Source organism: Aquabacterium sp., assembly GCF_036279655.1.
Classification (GTDB): domain Bacteria; phylum Pseudomonadota; class Gammaproteobacteria; order Burkholderiales; family Burkholderiaceae_C; genus Aquabacterium.
In genome coordinates, this window is the sequence record NZ_DASUIT010000101.1 from 18,047 (window position 1) to 35,841 (window position 17,795).

Below are 17,795 nucleotides of genomic sequence, written 5' to 3' on the forward strand. Positions count from 1 at the left end.
ATGGCGATGCGCTCTGCCGCCTATGTGGGCCGCTTTGCCCCCTCCCCCACCGGCCCGCTGCACGCCGGCTCACTGGTGGCGGCGCTGGCCAGTTGGCTGGATGCACGTGCACACCAAGGCCGCTGGCTGGTGCGCATCGAGGACGTGGACCTGCCGCGCTGCATCCCGGGCGCCGATCAGATCATCCTGCAACAACTGGCCCAATGTGGCCTGCATCCCGATGGCGAGGTGCTCTACCAGCACCGCCGGGGCGCACGCTATCAGCAGGCCCTGGACACCCTGATCGCACAAGGCCGGGCCTATCCCTGCGCCTGCACGCGTGCCGACATCGCTGCAGCCCATGAACGCCTGGGCTGGCAGCGACAGCGCCACGGTGAGCTGGTGTATCCAGGTACCTGCCGCCCCGACCACGGCGGACTGGCGGGTCGCCCCGGCCGGGCCTGGCGCGTGGCCGTGCCGACGCCCCCGGACGACCACTGGACCTGGCACGACCGGCGTCTGGGCCCGCAGCAGCAGGACCTGGCCAGCGCCGTGGGCGACTTCGTGGTCCGGCGTGCCGACGGTCTGTGGGCCTACCAGTTGGCCGTGGTGGTGGACGACGCGGATCAGGGCATCACCGACGTGGTGCGGGGAGAAGACCTGGCCGACAACACCCCGCGTCAGCAATGGCTGCAGCACCTGCTGGGTCTGCCCACCCCACGCACCCTGCACACCCCCCTGGTGCTGGGCGTCAATGGAGAAAAGCTCTCCAAACAGAACGGTGCACAACCCTTGAACACTGACGCGCCCTTGCATGCCCTGAGCGAAGCGGCGCTGGCCCTGGGCTTGCCCGCGCTGCAGGCTGACACCGTGAGCGGCTGGCTGTCGCAGGCCGTGCAGCACTGGCCCTGGCGCCTGCCCAGCTCCGTGCCTCAGGCCTGATCGATCACGACAAAATGCTTGCGCACCGGCACCAGCACCTCGAAGGCCCCCTCAAAGCCGCCCGGAATCACGGCGCCCTGACCGGCCACCACATCGGTGAAGCCACCCTGGTGATCATGCAGGCGGACATGCCCCTCCAGCACGAAGAAATACTCATGCTTGCCGACGGGAAACACAATGCGCCAACGCCCCACCTCGCAGGTCCAGATGCCCGCGCTCAGGCCCTGAGGTGCGCTTTCGTACAAGGTCCAGGTTTCGCGACGCGGGCAACCCGCCTCCAGCCGATCGGGCCTCGGGTGATCGACTGCGGGAGGCGTCGTTGGTGGATCAAAACGCAGGATGCCCGTGGGGCAGGCATGCGCGCTGCGGTCTTGCGTCATCGTGTGACAAACCAGTTGCAATGCTGGAAACTCTAACAGCTCGACTCGTACGACAATAGACCGTTGTCCCCCAAAACGTGTACCTCGCCACACCACCCCGCCATGCACCTCCTGCTGCTTGAAGACGACGTCGATCTCGGCCAAGCCGTGGCCGAACACCTCGAAGCCTGCGGGCACACCGTGAGCTGGATGAAACTGTGCGCACAGGCCGACCAGGCTCTGACCCGCATGGACATCGACATGGTGCTGCTGGACCTGCGCCTGCCCGATGGTGACGCCCTCCAGTTGCTCAAATCCTGGCGCTCTCGCGGCGATAAACATGCCGTCATCGTGCTCACCGCGCGCGACCAGATCAGTGACCGCGTCCATGGACTGCAGGCGGGCGCCGACGACTACCTCGTCAAACCCTTCGATCTGGACGAACTGGTGGCCCGGGTCGACGCCGTCAGCCGACGCATGGGCATCCCCCAGACGCCCATCATGCAGACGGGCGCGGTGGCCCTGGACTTCGAACACAAGATCGCGCGCCTGAACGATCAGGTGGTGGACCTCACCGCCATGGAGTGGGCCCTGCTGTCCTGCCTGGCTGCACACCCTGGGCACACCCTGAACCGCCAGCAACTCAAGACCGCCATGTTCCAGCCCGGCCGCTCCGAAGCCGAGAGCAACTCCATGGAAGTCATCATCAGCCGCTTGCGACGCAAGCTGGGAGCCAACCTGATCAGCACCCACCGCGGCCTGGGTTACCGCCTTGACCTCTGACGCCTGGCGCCTGGAGCAACGCCTGCGGCGCCAGTTGCTGCTGGCCCTGACCATCCTGTGGCTGCTGGGCTCTGCCTTGTCGCTCTATGCCCATTGGGAAGAAACCAACGAGGTGCTGGACGCTGCCCAGGAAGAGATCGCCTACACGGCACTTCGCATTCCCACCCCCAGCAACACCGCCCGCACCCTGGAGGCACTGCCCCATCCTCAGACAGCCCATGACCAGGCCCTGCTGATCCAGGTCTACACACGCCAGGGCAGCCTCATCTGGCGCACCCCCAGGGCCCCCGATCAACCCCTGGCCCCCCTGGACCAAAGCATCACGCGCGATGAGGGCGACTGGCGTCTCTCCGTCCGCCCCGCCCCATCGCTTGACCGCGTGGTGATCGTGGCCTCGTCCCTGCATGATCGACGCGAAGCCATCCGGGACAACATCCGCTCCTCCGTCGTCGCCTTGCTGATCCTCCTGCCCCTGACCGCACTGACGGTGTCCTGGCTGCTGCGGCGTGTCTTCCGCCGCATGGACGTCTTGCGAGAAGACCTCAAGCTGCGCGGACCTCAGCAGCTCTCCCCCCTGCCCACCGAAGGGTTGCCCCGGGAGTTCACGCCACTGGTCGACACCCTCAACCTGCTCTTCGAACAACTGCTGCAAGTGCGGCAGGCAGAACGCGCCTTCGCTGCCAACAGCGCCCATGAGCTGCGCACCCCCATCGCCGCCGCGCAGGCACAACTGCAACGCCTGGCCCACGAGGTGCATGAACTCGCATCGCCGTCCCCTGAGCAGCGCGAGTCCCTGGATCAACGCATCCAGGCCGTGACCCGCCAGTTGCAACGCCTGCAGCACCTGTGCGTCAAGCTGCTGCAACTCTCGCGCGCCGACGCGGGTGTGGCGCAACACACCGCCCCTGTCAACCTGGTTGATCTGGCCCACCTGGTACTCGATGAATACCGCACCGATGCCGACGGCTCACGCCTGAGCCTGGACTGTCCTCAGGACGGCGGCGCCGCCGTGATGGCTCAGGGCGACCTGGACACCTTGGGCATCGCCCTGCGCAACCTGATTGAAAACGCCCTCAAGCACAGCGGACCGGACAGCCGGATCGTGGTGCGTGTGACACGCGCACCCACGATCGAGGTCATCGACAACGGCATCGGTATCCCGCCCGAGCAACTCGACACCCTCATCCAGCCCTTCCAGCGCGGCGAGAGCGCCACGCCAGGCCATGGCCTGGGCCTGTCCATCGTCAACGCCGTGGCCCGGCAGATGGGCGGCCAGCTCGAACTGATCAGCCCGCACGCGAGCGGACCGGGACTGCACGCCCGCCTGCGCCTGCGCGCCGCGTGATCACGGGATCAGGAAGTGCTCTCGGTAGTAGAGCAGCTCATCGATCGACTCATGGATGTCGGCCAGAGCCGTGTGCTTTTGCGCCTTCCGAAAGCCCTCGGGCAGCCCGGGCTTCCAGCGCCGCGCCAGCTCCTTGAGCGTGCTCACATCCAGATTGCGGTAATGGAAAAAGGCCTCCAGGCGCGGCATGTAGTTGGCCAGAAAGCGCCGGTCCTGGCAGATCGAGTTGCCGCACATCGGTGATTTGTTGGCCCCCACGTACTGCTTGAGAAAATCGATCACCTGCTGCTCGGCGGCGGTCTCATCGATGGTGGACGCCTTCACGCGATCGATCAGGCCACTCTTGCCATGCGTGCCCTTGTTCCACGCGTCCATCTTGCCCAGCGTTTCGTCGCTTTGATGGATCGCCAGCACAGGCCCCTCCACCCGCACGGTGACGTCGGGATCGGTCACGACCACGGCGATTTCGATGATGCGGTCGGAGTGGGTCTTGAGACCTGTCATCTCCAGATCGATCCAGATCAGGTTATTGGGGTGAAGCGCCAGCACCGGCGTCGGTGCCGTGGCTGCGGGGTCGATCGTGCTCATGAAACCTCAGTGTGGACAAGCCCAAGCGGCATTGTGAATCAAGGCATGCGGGCAAACCGTACACTTGCGCTCCATGAACATGTCCTTTGTCCAGGCCCCGGTGGTCACCGTGGTCTTTGCCACACTGCTGCTGGCCACCCTGCTCGTCAAACTCTGGCTGAGCTCGCGCCAGATCCGCCATGTCGCGCTCAACCGCAGTCAGGTCCCCGCCGCTTTCGCACAGAGCGTGAGCCTGGAGAGCCACCAGCGCGCCGCCGACTACACCATCGCCAAGCTGCGCTTCGGCCTGCTGTCCACCGCCGTGGGCACCGCCACCCTGGTGGCCTGGACCCTGCTGGGCGGGCTCGATGCGCTCAATGCCCTGCTGCTGGACACCGTTCGTCCGCACCTGGGTGATCTGGGCTACCAACTGGTGCTGCTGCTGGGGTTTTCCGTGATCGGCGCGCTCATCGACCTGCCCCTGGAGTTGTGGAACACCTTCAGGCTGGAGCAACGCTACGGCTTCAACCGCATGACGCCCAAACTCTGGCTGATCGACCTGATCAAGAGCACCGTGCTGGGCCTGGCCATCGGCGGCCCCATCGCAGCCCTGGTGCTGTGGCTCATGGGCGCCGCCGGCACCTACTGGTGGCTGTGGGCCTGGGCGGTCTGGGTGGGCTTCAGCCTCTTGATGATGGTGATCTTTCCCACCCTCATCGCCCCCCTGTTCAACAAATTCCAGCCCCTGCAGGACGACGCCCTCAAGACCCGGGTCGAGGGCCTCATGCAGCGCTGCGGCTTCGCCTCCAAGGGCCTGTTCGTGATGGACGGCAGCCGCCGCTCGGCCCATGCCAACGCCTACTTCACCGGCCTGGGCGCCGCCAAGCGCGTGGTCTTTTTCGACACCCTGCTCTCGCGTCTGAGCCCTGGTGAAGTCGAAGCCGTGCTGGCCCACGAGTTGGGCCACTTCAAGCACAAGCATGTGCTCAAGCGCATGATCGGTCTCTTCGGCCTGAGCCTGCTGGCCTTCTGGCTGCTGGGCTGGCTGTCGCAACAGGTCGGCTTCTATCTGGGCCTGGGCGTGCGTCCCAACCTCGATGGCGCCAACAATGCCATGGCCATCCTGCTCTTCATGATGTCCGTGCCGCTGGCCACCTTCTTCATCGCGCCTTTGTTGTCCACCTTCTCGCGCCGCGACGAGTTCCAGGCCGATGCCTATGCCTGCGCGCATGCCCGCGGGCAGGATCTGGCCCAGGCCCTGGTCAAGCTCTACGAAGACAATGCCTCCACCCTGACCCCCGATCCGCTCTACGTGCGCTTTTATTACTCCCACCCCCCTGCCTCCGAGCGCCTGGCCCGCGTGGGGCAACTGTCCACATGAAGCGCAGCCACTCAACGCCACGGCAAAACCGCAAGGACGCCGTCAAAGCCCAGGACCCTGGCGCCTGCAACCGTGGTCTGGTCGTGGCCACCCACGGCCGCCATCTCGTGGTCGAAACCGATGAGGGCCAGCGCCTGATCTGCCACCCCCGAGGCAAAAAGAGCGAAGCCGTGGTGGGCGACCGCGTGCTGTGGCAACCCACCCAGGAAGGTGCGGACGAAGGCGTGATCGTGGGCGTGCAGGAGCGCCGCAACCTGCTCTACCGCCAGGACGAGTGGCGCAGCAAATCCTTTGCCGCCAACCTTGACCAGTTGCTGATGTGGATCGCCGTCGAGCCCGTCTTCAGCGAGGCCCAGCTCACCCGCGCCCTGATTGCCGCCCGATCGGCCGACATCCCGGCCACCATCGTGCTCAACAAGATCGACCTGCCCGGTGCCGCCACGGCCCGCGAGCGCCTGGCGCCCTACAAGGCCATGGGCTATCCCGTGGTCGAGCTCTCACTCAAACAGAACACCGAAGAAGCCCGTGCCCAGGTCGGCCCGCTGCTCGATGGCAAGGCCACTCTGGTGCTGGGCCCCTCCGGCGCGGGCAAGAGCACCCTGATCAACACCCTGCTGCCCCATGCGCGAGCCCAGGTCGGCGAGATCTCGCTGGCCCTGAACTCGGGGCGCCACACCACCACCTCCAGCCTCTGGTACTGGCTGGACGACACGCGCACCAGCGCCGTGATCGACTCGCCGGGCTTTCAGGAGTTCGGCATGCACCACATCGCGCCGACCGAGCTGGCACGCTGGATGCCCGACATCGCCAAACACATGAACGAGTGCCGCTTCCACAACTGCACCCACCGGCAGGAGCCGGGCTGCGCCGTGCAGGCTGCGGTGGCCCAGGGCGAGATCAGCCCCATCCGGCACAGCCTCTACACCGCCCTGTTCGACGAACTCAGCCAGCCGCGCTGGTGAGCCCTTTCTGACGCACCACCATGACCGACCGCCTCTCCGTCCTGCCTGACACCCTGAACGACTTCGCCCGGGGCGATCTGTCCCTGACCGATCTGGCCCGCAACTGGCGCGATGCCGCGCATGACCACGAACCGGCCCTGCCACAGCGCTACATCGACGTGCTGGAGCGCCTGCTCAACCAGTTGGAAAGCGCAGCCCTGTTCACGGAAGAAAGCTGCTCCTTCAGCCAGGCCGACATGATCGCCGCATTGAGCGACTGGCTTGGCCGCGCGCAGGCGCTGCAGCCCTCAGCCTGAGTCACGGCTGGGCGGCCACGGCCCGCCAGGCGGCCTCCGCCAGGGCCTCACGATGCTGCGCCGGAGATGCCTTGACCCGCCCGGACAACCAGGCCCGGCCATAGTTTTCTGCCGGACCGATGAGCAGCGATGGAAAGAGCTCTGCTGGCCAATCCCTGAGCCCACCCTGACGCGAGGGATCCGCGAACCAGGCCATCATCAGCCTGATGCGCAGCTTGTTGCGTTGCTGCAGATCCGCACCGTGCGGTCCCTTGACCACGACAGCCCGAGCCTGGAACAGAAAGCGCGCCAGCTCGGGTTGAGCTGTCACCCAGTCCACATAGCTGAACACCAGCGCCGACACCCCATCGCGCAAGCTCACCGCTTGCGCCAGTTGCTGATCCAGCAGGGCCGCCTGATCGTCCAGGGCGCAAAAGAGCAGGGCCGCCACCAGGCCCTCCTTGTTCCCGAAGTGGTGGTACAGATTGCCCACGCTGGCGTCGCAACGCGTCAGGATCATCTCGATGGTGCTCGCCTCGATGCCGTGCTCGTTGAAGCACGCCAGCGCAGCCGCCAGGATGCGTCGTTTGAGTTGCGCACGGGCCCCCGGGAACGCCCGCTCAAGCACCGCCTGCGGCCCTGCTTTCATGACTTTGTCTGCATGCTGTGTCATGGGTTGAAGTTTGACACAGAATAATATTCCGGAATATTATTCTGCCAAACCAGCTTCTTCCACCAGCCATCAGGACATCTCATGAGCCAATTGCTTCCCTTGTTCAACAGCGTGGGCCCCGAACAGTTCACGGCCACCGTCTGCCAGGTGGCGCCTTACTTCAGCACCATCCACCCACTGGTGACTGTGTTGCGACCCGGCTATGCCGAAGCCACCGTGCCCCTGCGCCGAGAAGTCACCAATCACCTTGGCACCATGCATGCCATTGCCCTATGCAACGCGGCCGAGCTGGTCGGTGGCACCATGACCGATGCCAGTGTGCCCACGGGTTGGCGCTGGATCCCCAAGGGCATGACCGTGGAATACCTCGCCAAGGTCAAGACCGACATCCGGGCCGTGGCCGACGGATCGGCCATCGACTGGCATCAGACGGGAGACGTGGTGGTGCCTGTGGAGGCCTTTGATGCGAGCGGGCAGAAAGTATTCACGGCCCGCATCACAATGAATGTGAAGGCCGCCTGATCGACCCACACCACGACATCGGCTGAGAGGAAAAACTCAGCCGATCAGGTTGGCCAGCGACAGCAGCGCCAGCAAGAGCATCCACAGCACCACCGAACGCCAGATCAGGGCCACGATGTTGCGCAGATGGTCCATCTGCGGCGCCACACCCGAGGTGCTGCCGGCAGCGTCGGCGGCTTCGGCGCTGTCGCCCTCCGTCAGGGTGCGGCTCACATCGGCGCCAGCCGCAGGCGCCGCCCGCCCGCCCAGACGCACACCCACGGCACCCGCTGCTGCGGACAGCACGATGCCTTCGTTGGGCTGCAACCAGAGCGAGGCATAACGACGCCAGGCCTCGATGGACTCTTCAAAATTGCCCACCACGGCAAAACCGAAAGCGGTCAGGCGTGCCGGCACAAAGTCCATCCACGCATACAGCTGGGTCGACAAACGCAACAGGCCATCGTGCGTGGCCTCACCCGTGGTGTGGCTCTTGTAGGCCCAATAGCGGCTGGTGAACTCGGCCATGCGGTAGAGCACCGCCCCCATGGGCCCCAGGCCCACCGTGGACAAGGCCACAAACCAGAAAAACACCCCGAAGACATGGCGATGCGCGGCCAGCAGCGAATACTCGATCACATGACGCAGCAGTTCGGTGCGCGGCAGGTCACTGGCATCGACATGGCGCCACTGCGCCAGCAACTCGCGAGCGCGGTCTTCCCGCGCCTGGTCCAAGGCATCGCGGATGTCGGTGAAATGGTGGCTGAACTGCCTGAAGCCCAAGGTGAGGTAGAGCACCAGCACATCCCAGCCCAGGCCCAGCACGCTGCTGTAGGTGTTGATGCCGACATAAGCCAGCCCCACCAGCAAGGCCGGGCCCACCACCGTGATGGCCCACACCACGCGGGCGTGCGAAGGCGCACCCGCGTCGAAATTGCGCCCGACCCAGCGCGCCCAGTCGGACAGGCCGTGGTGCACAGGGTTGCGCGTCGGTAGGGGCTTGAGCTGCTCGATCATCAAGGCGAACAGCACGGCGAAGAAACTCATGTGTCGATCATAGCGGGGCCCAGGCCACGCACCGCCCCCGGCGCTCAGGCAGACAGAAAACGATAGAAATTACGCAACATCGCTGCCGTGGCGCCCCAGATGAAGTAGTCCTCATCCCGGTGAGGCGCGGTCCAGGGCATGGCAAAGAAATTGAACTCCTGGCCCGCCATGGGGATGATGCGTTGCTCGTGGTTGGCCGGATCCATCAGGAAGTCCAGTGGCACCTCGAAGATGTCGGCCACCTCGGACGGGTCCGCGCGCAGGTCCAGGCTGTGTTCTTCATGGTCCTGGGCCTGGATCAGCCCCACCACCGGAGTCACCGAAAAACCAGTGCCTGTGACATAGGTGGGCAACTGCCCCAGAATTTCGACCCGATCGGGGGAGAGCCCGACCTCTTCATGCGCCTCGCGCAAGGCAGTGGCCACGGCATCGCGGTCATCGGGCTCGCTGCGCCCGCCCGGGAAGCTGATCTGCCCGGCATGCGCCTTGAGGTGGGCGGTACGCTGGGTCAGCAACACCGACGGAATGCCCGGCACGCCCTGACGCACCAGCCAGGGCCGCACGACCAGCGGCACCAGCACCGAGGCCGGCACGTGCACGGGCGCCCCAGAGCGAAACCACTTCTCGTTCTCGATGTCAGGCGTCCAGATGGGGGGCCGCGCGAAGCGCTGCCGCAAGGCCTCGGGATGCAGGCGGCTGGGCGCCACCGGACTCAGCTCAGCGGAGGATGCAGGCGCCTTGGGGGCCTGGCGTGGATCGAACAATGACATGGTCCTATGTTAGCCAAGCTCTCGGGGGTTCACAGGAGGATCAGACGATGTCCTTGTGTCTGGCTTGACGAAAGACAGCCAAGAAAAAACCGCCTGGGCTTGCACCACAGGCGGTCTTGGAGGCTGATCTGCTTTGCAGATGCGCAGCCAGCGGCTGCCGCATCGTCAAACTCAGGCCAGTTTTTCCTTGATACGTGCCGACTTGCCGCTGCGCTGACGCAGGTAGTACAGCTTGGCGCGGCGCACATCGCCACGACGCTTGACTTCGATCGAAGCGATCAGGGGGCTGTACAGCTGGAACGTACGCTCCACGCCTTCACCGCTCGAGATCTTGCGCACGATGAAGCTGCTGTTCAGGCCACGATTGCGCTTGGCAATCACGACGCCCTCATAAGCCTGCACGCGCTTGCGGGTGCCTTCAACGACGTTCACGCTGACGATCACCGTGTCGCCAGGGGCGAATGCGGGGATGGTCTTGCCCAGACGAGCAATTTCTTCTTGCTCGAGTTGTTGGATGATGTTAGCCATCAATAGCTCCTTGATGATCGTGCCTGCGCATGAAATCGAATGGCGACCTTGACAAAAGAAGCAGCCCCTTGCGGTGCCACTCCATCCAGCGCGGTCTGTGTTGGTCAAGCAAGTTGACCGGGTTAGCCAGGCAGAGGATCGGAAAACCCAAGATTATAGCAAAGTCTTGAGGAATTGCTCATCTTGTTTTGACAATCTACCCGCAGCACGGGCCTGATCGATCAATTCAGGGCGTCTGGCCCGGGTGATGGCCAGTTGCTGCTCACGTCGCCAGCGTGCGATGTGGGCATGGTGACCCGACATCAGCACCGGCGGCACCGCGCATTCGACGCCCGGCATGGCCAGCTCGTCCGGCAAGGCCAGAACCTCGGGACGGCTGTAGTGCGGGCAGTCCAGCAGGCCATCCGAAAAACTGTCCTGCTGGTGCGAGGCGGCGTCGTGCAGCACACCGGGCTGCAGGCGCGCCACCGCGTCCATCAGCGTCAAGGCAGGCAATTCGCCCCCCGACAGCACGTAGTCGCCCAGGCTGATTTCTTCATCGATGTGCCCGTCGATGAAGCGCTGATCGATGCCCTCGTAGCGTCCGCACACCAGCACGGCCCCAGGGCTGTGCGCCAGCGCCTCGACACGCGCCTGCGTCAGGGGGCGCCCTGCAGGACTGAACAGGATCACGGGGGTGCGCTCATGGCCGGCGGCCGCCTGATCGGCCCGAATGGCGGCCATGGCCTTGACCAGGGGCTCGACCATCATCACCATGCCAGGCCCGCCACCAAAAGGACGGTCATCCACACGGCGGTAGGTGTCGTCGGCGTGATCGCGCAGCGGCCACAGACGCACGTCCACGGCCCGGCTCTCGAAGGCGCGGCGGGTCACACCGACGCGCGCGAACGGCTCGAACAACTCGGGGAACAGGGTGATGACGTCAAAGCGCATCGGGCCACGCGCCGGGAAGGCGCTCAGTAATCCAGGCCCCAGTCGACCAGGATCTGCTTGTCAGCCAGGCTGACCTTGTCGATGTAGGCGGACACGAAGGGGATCAGACGCTCGGCAGGGGCTGCCGCCCCTTCGGCTGGCAGCACGCAGCGCAAGACGCAGTGCGGGCCCGTGTCCAGCAGATCAACCACCTCACCCAGGGGCTGCCCCTCGCGGTTGATGACCTGCAGGCCGATCAGATCGACCCAGTAGAACTCGTCTTCATCGGGCGTGGGGAAGGCCGAACGCGACACGAACACGCGCGCGCCCTTGAGGGCTTCGGCGGCCGAACGGTCAGCGACCTCGTCCAGCGTCGCCACGACGACATCGCCCTGCTCCTTGACCGTCTTCACGCGCAAGAGGCGTGGCTCAGTCAGGCGAGCAGCAGCAGGAGAGATGGATTTGGGAGACGACGCACCCGCGGCCTTGGCGGCGGGACGCTTGACACCGGAAGGGGCTTCGGCAGGACGCACGAACCACTTCTTGGTGCAAAAAAGCGCCTGGGGGTCGGATGAAAAGGGGGTCACCTTGATGCCCCCCTTGACGCCCCAGGCGTCGATGATGCGCGCCACTTCGATCGCATCTTCAGGCCAGGGCGTGCCGTCAGCCAGCACCACCCCTTGCGAAGACACCGCAGCGCGATCAGTCATGCAGACAATCAGGCAGCAACGGCCTTGGCCTTGGCTTGCTTGATCAGGCGGGTCACGGTGGGCGAGACTTGCGCGCCGTTGCTCACCCAGTAGTCCAGGCGGTCAAAAGCAATGCGCAGGCCTTCAGCTTGACCGGAAGCCACGGGGTTGTAGAAACCCACGCGCTCCAGGAAGCGGCCATCGCGGCGGTTGCGCGAGTCAGCAGCGACGACGTTGAAAAAGGGGCGCTTCTTGGAGCCACCGCGAGACAGTCGAATCACGACCATGATGTGTCCTTCAAACAAATTGGGCGATGAGCACCCCGGGGAGACACTCGCGGGCTGACCATCAGTTGAGACATTGACCCACCGACCACAGGCCAGGCGCAGAGCAACATCCCTTTGACCCCGGCCTGACTAGATACGCGCACCCTCGACGGGATGCCCAAGCCGGAAAACCGCAGATTATAAGCGCCGCTGATGATGTTGCGCAATCTTTTGACAAGCCCACCCGCTCTTGCTGCCAGAATGGCAACGCGCCACCCCGCAGGGGCTCGGCACCCGCCCCTTTTTGACCCCACGCCGCAGCACATTCACCTCTCATGCCTGACTCCACCTACAAATCCAAGACACTGGCCGCCTGGGTGGCGCTGCTGGGTGGCCCTCTGGGGCTGCATCGCTTTTACCTGCATGGCTTGCGCGATGTGTGGGGATGGTTGTGCCCTCTGCCCACCCTGCTGGGCGCCTGGGGCATCCAGCGCGTGCAGCAGTTCGGGCAGGACGACCACCTGAGCTGGGTGCTGATCCCCCTGCTGGGCCTGATCGTGGCCACCACCATGCTGCAGGCCATCCTGATCGGTCTGACGCCCGACGAGCGCTGGCACGCCCGCTTCAATCCGGACCTGGTCGGCCACCCCGATGCGCCTGCCGGCGGCTGGGCCGTGGTCTTTGCCATCGTCATCTCGCTGCTGGTAGGGGCGGGCGTGCTGATGGCCACCATCGCGTTTTCCGGGCAACGCTACTTCGAGTACCAGGTGGAAGAGGCCCGCAAACTGAGCCAGTGACCCAGCTGGCGGCGTGGTCAGGCGCGGAACATGAAATACGCGGCGCCGACCAGACACAGCGCCGCCCAGATGTAATCCATCTTGAAGGGCTCGCCCAGGTAGTACAGGGCGAAGGGCACGAACACGCTCAGGCTGATCACCTCCTGCATGACCTTGAGCTGCCCCACCGACATCTGCTGCGCGCCGATGCGGTTGGCGGGCACCTGCAGCAGGTACTCGAACAGGGCGATGCCCCAGCTGACCAGGGCCGCAATAAACCAGGGCTTGCCTGACATGTTCTTGAGGTGCCCATACCAGGCAAAGGTCATGAACACATTGGAGGCCACCAGCAGCAGGGCCGACTGCAGGGGGATGGGCAGGGAGGTGGACAAAATGCTCATGGACACCAGTCTACGCAAGAGTCAAAGACCCAACCCGGGCTCGGGGGGCGACAAGACCCCTGCCCGTACGGGATAATCCCATCTTTGCGATCCCACAGCTTCACGACTGACGCGCCATGACTTCAGCCCCCCAGAACACGCCCTTGACCTACGACCAGGCCGGTGTCAACTACGACCTGATCGATCCGCTGAAGATCGCGGCCCAACGCGCGGCGGCAGCCACGGGCGCCCACCTGGGCGCGCATGGCTTCACCGAGGTGAACGCCTCGCGTGGCGAATCGGCCTATGTGGTCGATGTGGGCCCCATGTACCTGGCCAGCATCGTTGAGTGCCTGGGCACCAAGACCCTGGTGGCCGACGAAATGGCCACCCTGACGGGCAAGAGCTACTACGACAGCATCGCCCAGGACACCATTGCCATGGCGGTGAACGATCTGATCACCGTGGGCGCCACGCCCCTGGTGGTGCAGGCCTACTGGGCCGCTGGCGGCTCGGACTGGTTCAACGATGCCCAGCGCTCGCAGGCCCTGGTGGCTGGCTGGAAAAAGGCCTGTGACACCTGCCAGGTGGCCTGGGGTGGCGGCGAAACGCCCGCGCTGGCCGGCATCGTGGCCGATGGCCGCGTCGATCTGGCGGCATCCTGCACCGGCATCATCAGCCCCAAGACCCGCCTGTCGGTGGGTGACGAGCTGGCTGCGGGCGACGCCATCGTCTTTCTGGCAGCCAGCGGCATCCACGCCAATGGCCTGTCGCTGGCCCGCAAGCTGGCCGAGCGCCTGCCTCAGGGCTACCTGACCGACATCGGCAACGGCCAGAGCTATGGCGAGGCCCTGCTGGCCCCCACGGTGCTGTACTCGCCTGTGACCGAAGCCCTGGCCAAGGCGGGCATCGTGCCGCATTACTGCGCCAATGTGACCGGCCACGGCTGGCGCAAGCTGATGCGCCACCCCAAGACCCTCACCTACCGCATCACGGCCGTGCCCGACAAGACCGCCATCCTGGCCTTCATGCAGAAGGAGTGCCAGTTGGACGATCACGAGGCCTATGGCACCCTCAACATGGGCGCGGGCTTTGCCCTGTACGTGGCGGCCGATCAGGCCGACAAGGTGGTCGAGATCTCGCGCAGCCTGGGCATCGACGCCCTGGTGGCCGGTCGGGTCGAAGAAGGCCCCAAGCGCGTGGTGATCGACCCCCTGGGCGTCGAGTTCTCGGGCGAAGAGCTGCAATTGCGCTGATCACATCGCCCGAGACGCCCTCACACGCTCACCGCCAAGCGGAGTCCACCAGGTGACTCAACTTCGGTGACACCGTGGTCGGCAGGATCTCACCACCAGCGGGCGGCGTGAACGTGGCCATGCTCTGCACAAGTGACTCGACACGCAGGGCGCTGAGGCGTTGCCCGTCAGCCGCAGTGATCTGCTCCACGCCCCCGAACGCACCGGCATACCAATCCTTGAGGATGACCTTGTCTTGCGTTCCCAGAATGCTGATTTCCAGATGACGACCGGAGCGAGCAAACCACAACTGCGATGACGAGGCGTCCTGAAACGCCAGCACATCCTGTGAAAACAATTGCCAGCCCGACTCGACAACGGTGTCTTGACCGTCGCCACGGAAGAACTGGTAAGTGTCACCACCCTGCCCCCCCACGAGCAGATCCTGCCCTCGCCCACCCGACAGGACGTCATTGCCCCCGAACCCGCTCAAGGTGTCATTGCCATCCAGGCCCACCAGCGTGTCCCGACGCTGCGTCCCCGTGAGCGTGCGATCCAGGTGCCGGGTTGCCTCCACCAGGATCTGGGCCCCCGAGATACGGCTGCCATCGGCAAATTGCACCTGAAGTCCATCCCATTGTCCGGCCTGATCCAACGTCAGGGCATCCGTGCGACCGTTGAAACTCAGGGTCACCGAATTGCTCCCACCGGCATCAAGGCGCCCGATCTGCAGTTCGGACCTGTTCAGACCGGCACCCAGAACGATGACATCCTGACCGTCGGCATGAATCAGATCCTGCCCATCACCGGCATCGAACCCCAAGGTGTCGGCGTCGCCACCACCATCCAGCGTATCGTTACCCGCGCCACCACGCAGCGTGTCCCGTCCCAGCCCTCCCAGGAGCGTCTCATCGCGCGCGGTACCGCGCAGCTCGTCGTTGCCGCCCTCGCCACTCAAGGTCTGAGACCATTCGTTACCGAGGATCACGTCGTCACTCTCACGGCCTCGGGTGGTCAAGGCCGCCAGTTGCGCCCAGGTCAGCCCCGTGCCATCGCCAAACTGGACCACCAGACGTGTCTCAAAGTCTGCTGGCCGCGCGGGAGCGTAGTCCCTCAAGGTCTGCACCTTCGTGGCCAGCCCGGCCAGCAGCAACTCATCCCCCGCCCCCGAGGTCAGCGTGATGTCGGCCTGTAAGCGCTCCCACACCACCCTCAGATCGTCCTGGCCAACATTCCAGTGAACCACCCCCGTCCCGGCATCAAAACCCTTGACACGGTCGTGACCAAAGCCCTCGGACACCTTCAAGACCGTGCCTTGCGACCCTGCACGCCACTCGACCAGGTCATCCCCCGTGCCTGCGTCCACGGTATCGAACGAACCCGCCCGAACCGTATCCTGGTCGGCACCCGCATCGACCACATCCCCCACCAGATCACCAGAAAGCTCCCGTCCGTAGTAGTCCGTCCCGTTGCCCCACCGGGAGGTCGCTTCTGCATCAATCCAGTCGCCTCCAGCACCGCCGTACAAGCTGTCCTGTCCCCGCTCTCCCCAGAGCACATCATTGCCATCCCCGCCCTGCAAAACGTCATTGCCCAGGCCACCGTTCAGGCGATCATTGCCCACCAGACCCACGAGCTGGTCCGCGACCGACGACCCCCGCAATTCGTCAGCCAGATCTGAACCGGTCACCACCTCACCCACCGCACCGGTCGCTTGATAAACATTGGAGGCGAGGTAGTCGTCATATTTGAATACCTGCCCGGTGGACTCGAACGCCACGCGGGTACCCTGGTAGTTCGCCAGATGGACCGCATCCTTGAGCTCCAGCCGCGCGCCCGAGCCTTTGAGCTCGAAATACCGGGTGACACGCTGCTCGCCCAGTTGCAGTGCACCGAAATACATCACATCCTCGGGCCGCACGGACGCATCGAAACGCAAAACATCCACGTAGCCGGATTCCACCGTGTCGTGACCACTGGTGTGACCAAACACCACCACGCCATTCGCCTCCCGCAGCAGGTCATCCCCCTCGCCCCCATCCATCACAGGCGACCCATAGATCGATGAGACCAGGGTGTCGTCACCGCCCCCCCCCAGCAAGGTGTCCTCAAGGTCGCCATAGAGCAGGTCATTGCCTGCACCGCCGATCAGCGTACTGCTCTGTTGTTCGTCCAGGCTGTACAGCGCGTCATTGCCTTCCCCACCGTCCAACTGGTTGGCGCCGCCGATGTCAACCAGGATGTCATCTCCGGCCTGTGCAGACAGGGTTTGCCCCGTGCCATCGGCCAGCAAGCCATCGCTGGCCGAGGTCGTCACGTTGTAGCGCGCCATCAGCACATCAGCGCTCAACTCACGGCCATCCGCAAAAACGATACGCCCAATCTGACCAAAGGTGCTGCCAACAAGTTCGATGGCAATCGTTTGCACACCACCCGACGTGGTCAGGCACATATGCCCATCCACATCAGGCGCCAGCATCACGTTCTCCAAAGTGAAGCCCTCAGGCAGCTTCAGGATGTCCATCCCCGCGTCGCCCGCCCGCGCATCCAGCCCCACCCGCCACGCAGCGACACCGATCTCGTACACGTCCGATCCCGCGCCACCGATCAGCCAGTCCCCGGTGCGATACGTCACCAGCGTGTCGTCGCCATCATCACCATCAATGCGCCTGGTCGGAACAGAACTGCTGTGCATCGAGTTATCCAACAACGCCCGAGCGCCATAGAAATCGAGGCTGCCAGGCGCCAGAGTGGCCTCCCCACTTGTCAGCGTGTCATTGCCCGCATCGCCATGCATGTCCCGCTGACAGGCAAGGCTCGACAGACGGTCATCACCGTCACCGCCCGACATACTCCCGTCACCGGCGCCCAAGGTCCGCAACTCATCGTCACCGTCGCCGCCAAACATGGTCACGTCAGTACCCGGATTGGCAATCAAGACATCGCTGCCTTGCTCACCATACAGAACATCCCGATCGACGGGCTGGCCGTACGCCCCATTAGCAGAGGCGCTCAGACGATCGTTGCCTGCGCCCCCCATCAGGGTGTCGCTGCCCGCCAGGCCATCCATGGTGTCATCGCCCTCGGTACCCACCAGGCTGTCACTGCCGATCGATGGCATGGAGTACAAGCGCTCGAGCATCAACTGACGGAACTCATCACCAGCCATCACATCGCCGCTGGCAAATGTCACCGTACCGATTCGTTCGAGGACTGGCGCCGAGATGGCCATCACCAGGGCATTGGTATCAATCGTGGTCAATTCGAACTTCGTACCACTGGCGCCGTTGCCGGGTGCGCTGGAATCGCCAAACCTCAGATTGGCGACATCCCAAGCCTGAAGCACCAGATCAACCGACGACGATGCCAATGGCACCGACGCAGGCAAACTCGTTGTCAAATGGACCCCATAGCCACGGCCACCG

Annotated in this window: 20 protein-coding genes; 9 read left to right on the forward strand and 11 right to left on the reverse strand. The window is 64.6% G+C overall.

The window, feature by feature from the left end; all coding sequences use genetic code 11:
- Positions 1-921 (forward strand): tRNA glutamyl-Q(34) synthetase GluQRS, encoded by a 921-nt coding sequence (gluQRS, locus tag VFW84_RS11965; protein ID WP_329680684.1) that lies wholly within the window; start codon positions 1-3, stop codon positions 919-921.
- Here the strand turns inward: gluQRS and VFW84_RS11970 are convergent.
- Positions 912-1,301, reverse strand: a complete 390-nt coding sequence (locus VFW84_RS11970; RefSeq protein WP_329680685.1) for a cupin domain-containing protein — start codon at positions 1,299-1,301, stop codon at positions 912-914. The genes gluQRS and VFW84_RS11970 overlap by 10 nt on opposite strands.
- A 102-nt stretch (positions 1,302-1,403) precedes the next feature.
- Here VFW84_RS11970 and VFW84_RS11975 point away from each other — a divergent pair, with 102 nt between their 5' ends.
- Positions 1,404-2,063, forward strand: a complete 660-nt coding sequence (locus VFW84_RS11975) for a response regulator transcription factor (protein WP_329680686.1) — start codon at positions 1,404-1,406, stop codon at positions 2,061-2,063.
- The gene (locus VFW84_RS11980; protein ID WP_329680687.1) at positions 2,053-3,408 is read left to right on the forward strand and encodes a HAMP domain-containing sensor histidine kinase; all 1,356 of its coding nucleotides are present in this window, start codon (positions 2,053-2,055) and stop codon (positions 3,406-3,408) included. Before VFW84_RS11975 ends, VFW84_RS11980 begins: the two co-directional genes overlap by 11 nt.
- On the opposite strand, the gene orn is transcribed toward VFW84_RS11980, so the two are convergent.
- Positions 3,409-3,996, reverse strand: coding sequence for an oligoribonuclease (gene orn, locus VFW84_RS11985; RefSeq protein ID WP_329680688.1), 588 nt, complete (start codon positions 3,994-3,996; stop codon positions 3,409-3,411). It abuts the gene before it with no gap.
- 73 nt (positions 3,997-4,069) lie between these two features.
- Here orn and VFW84_RS11990 point away from each other — a divergent pair, with 73 nt between their 5' ends.
- The 3 genes from VFW84_RS11990 to VFW84_RS12000 are packed head-to-tail and all read left to right on the forward strand — an operon-like array spanning position 4,070 to position 6,614.
- Positions 4,070-5,356, forward strand: coding sequence for a M48 family metallopeptidase (locus VFW84_RS11990; RefSeq protein WP_329680689.1), 1,287 nt, complete (start codon positions 4,070-4,072; stop codon positions 5,354-5,356).
- Positions 5,353-6,318, forward strand: coding sequence for a ribosome small subunit-dependent GTPase A (rsgA, locus tag VFW84_RS11995; RefSeq protein WP_329680690.1), 966 nt, complete (start codon positions 5,353-5,355; stop codon positions 6,316-6,318). Before VFW84_RS11990 ends, rsgA begins: the two co-directional genes overlap by 4 nt.
- 20 nt (positions 6,319-6,338) lie before the next feature.
- Complete coding sequence (locus tag VFW84_RS12000) at positions 6,339-6,614, forward strand: hypothetical protein (RefSeq protein WP_329680691.1); 276 nt, start codon at positions 6,339-6,341, stop codon at positions 6,612-6,614.
- Between the two features lies 1 nt (position 6,615).
- Here VFW84_RS12000 and VFW84_RS12005 read toward each other — a convergent pair whose 3' ends face one another.
- The gene (locus tag VFW84_RS12005) at positions 6,616-7,242 is read right to left on the reverse strand and encodes a TetR/AcrR family transcriptional regulator (RefSeq protein WP_329680692.1); all 627 of its coding nucleotides are present in this window, start codon (positions 7,240-7,242) and stop codon (positions 6,616-6,618) included.
- A 105-nt stretch (positions 7,243-7,347) separates the two neighbouring features.
- Between VFW84_RS12005 and VFW84_RS12010 the strand changes: the two genes are divergently transcribed.
- A complete protein-coding gene (locus VFW84_RS12010; protein WP_329680693.1) occupies positions 7,348-7,788 on the forward strand; it encodes a hotdog fold domain-containing protein in 441 nt (146 codons plus the stop codon).
- A gap of 36 nt (positions 7,789-7,824) precedes the next feature.
- On the opposite strand, the gene VFW84_RS12015 is transcribed toward VFW84_RS12010, so the two are convergent.
- The 6 genes from VFW84_RS12015 to rpsP form a co-directional block, all read right to left on the reverse strand.
- On the reverse strand, positions 7,825-8,814 hold the full coding sequence (locus VFW84_RS12015; protein WP_329680694.1) for a CobD/CbiB family protein: 990 nt from the start codon (positions 8,812-8,814) through the stop codon (positions 7,825-7,827).
- 44 nt (positions 8,815-8,858) lie between these two features.
- Positions 8,859-9,584, reverse strand: coding sequence for a CoA pyrophosphatase (locus tag VFW84_RS12020; RefSeq protein WP_329680695.1), 726 nt, complete (start codon positions 9,582-9,584; stop codon positions 8,859-8,861).
- Between the two features lie 171 nt (positions 9,585-9,755).
- Entirely contained in the window at positions 9,756-10,112 is a 357-nt protein-coding gene (rplS, locus tag VFW84_RS12025) for a 50S ribosomal protein L19 (protein ID WP_329680696.1), read from the reverse strand.
- A gap of 153 nt (positions 10,113-10,265) precedes the next feature.
- Entirely contained in the window at positions 10,266-11,045 is a 780-nt protein-coding gene (gene trmD, locus VFW84_RS12030) for a tRNA (guanosine(37)-N1)-methyltransferase TrmD (protein WP_329680697.1), read from the reverse strand.
- A 23-nt stretch (positions 11,046-11,068) separates the two neighbouring features.
- A complete protein-coding gene (gene rimM / locus VFW84_RS12035) occupies positions 11,069-11,734 on the reverse strand; it encodes a ribosome maturation factor RimM (RefSeq protein ID WP_329680698.1) in 666 nt (221 codons plus the stop codon).
- An 8-nt stretch (positions 11,735-11,742) separates the two neighbouring features.
- Positions 11,743-12,000 carry a 30S ribosomal protein S16 gene (rpsP, locus tag VFW84_RS12040; protein ID WP_329680699.1) on the reverse strand — a complete coding sequence of 86 codons (258 nt, stop codon included), beginning with the start codon at positions 11,998-12,000 and terminating at the stop codon, positions 11,743-11,745.
- Positions 12,001-12,314: 314 nt separating this feature from the next.
- On the opposite strand from rpsP, the gene VFW84_RS12045 reads away from it, so the two are divergent.
- A complete protein-coding gene (locus VFW84_RS12045) occupies positions 12,315-12,776 on the forward strand; it encodes a hypothetical protein (RefSeq protein ID WP_329680700.1) in 462 nt (153 codons plus the stop codon).
- A gap of 17 nt (positions 12,777-12,793) precedes the next feature.
- Here the strand turns inward: VFW84_RS12045 and VFW84_RS12050 are convergent, their stop codons facing one another.
- Complete coding sequence (locus VFW84_RS12050) at positions 12,794-13,156, reverse strand: DMT family protein (RefSeq protein ID WP_329680701.1); 363 nt, start codon at positions 13,154-13,156, stop codon at positions 12,794-12,796.
- A gap of 116 nt (positions 13,157-13,272) precedes the next feature.
- Here VFW84_RS12050 and VFW84_RS12055 point away from each other — a divergent pair, with 116 nt between their 5' ends.
- Positions 13,273-14,391, forward strand: a complete 1,119-nt coding sequence (locus tag VFW84_RS12055; RefSeq protein ID WP_329680702.1) for an AIR synthase-related protein — start codon at positions 13,273-13,275, stop codon at positions 14,389-14,391.
- A gap of 28 nt (positions 14,392-14,419) precedes the next feature.
- On the opposite strand, the gene VFW84_RS12060 is transcribed toward VFW84_RS12055, so the two are convergent.
- Complete coding sequence (locus tag VFW84_RS12060) at positions 14,420-17,632, reverse strand: calcium-binding protein (protein ID WP_329680703.1); 3,213 nt, start codon at positions 17,630-17,632, stop codon at positions 14,420-14,422.
- Positions 17,633-17,795: the final 163 nt, after the last annotated feature.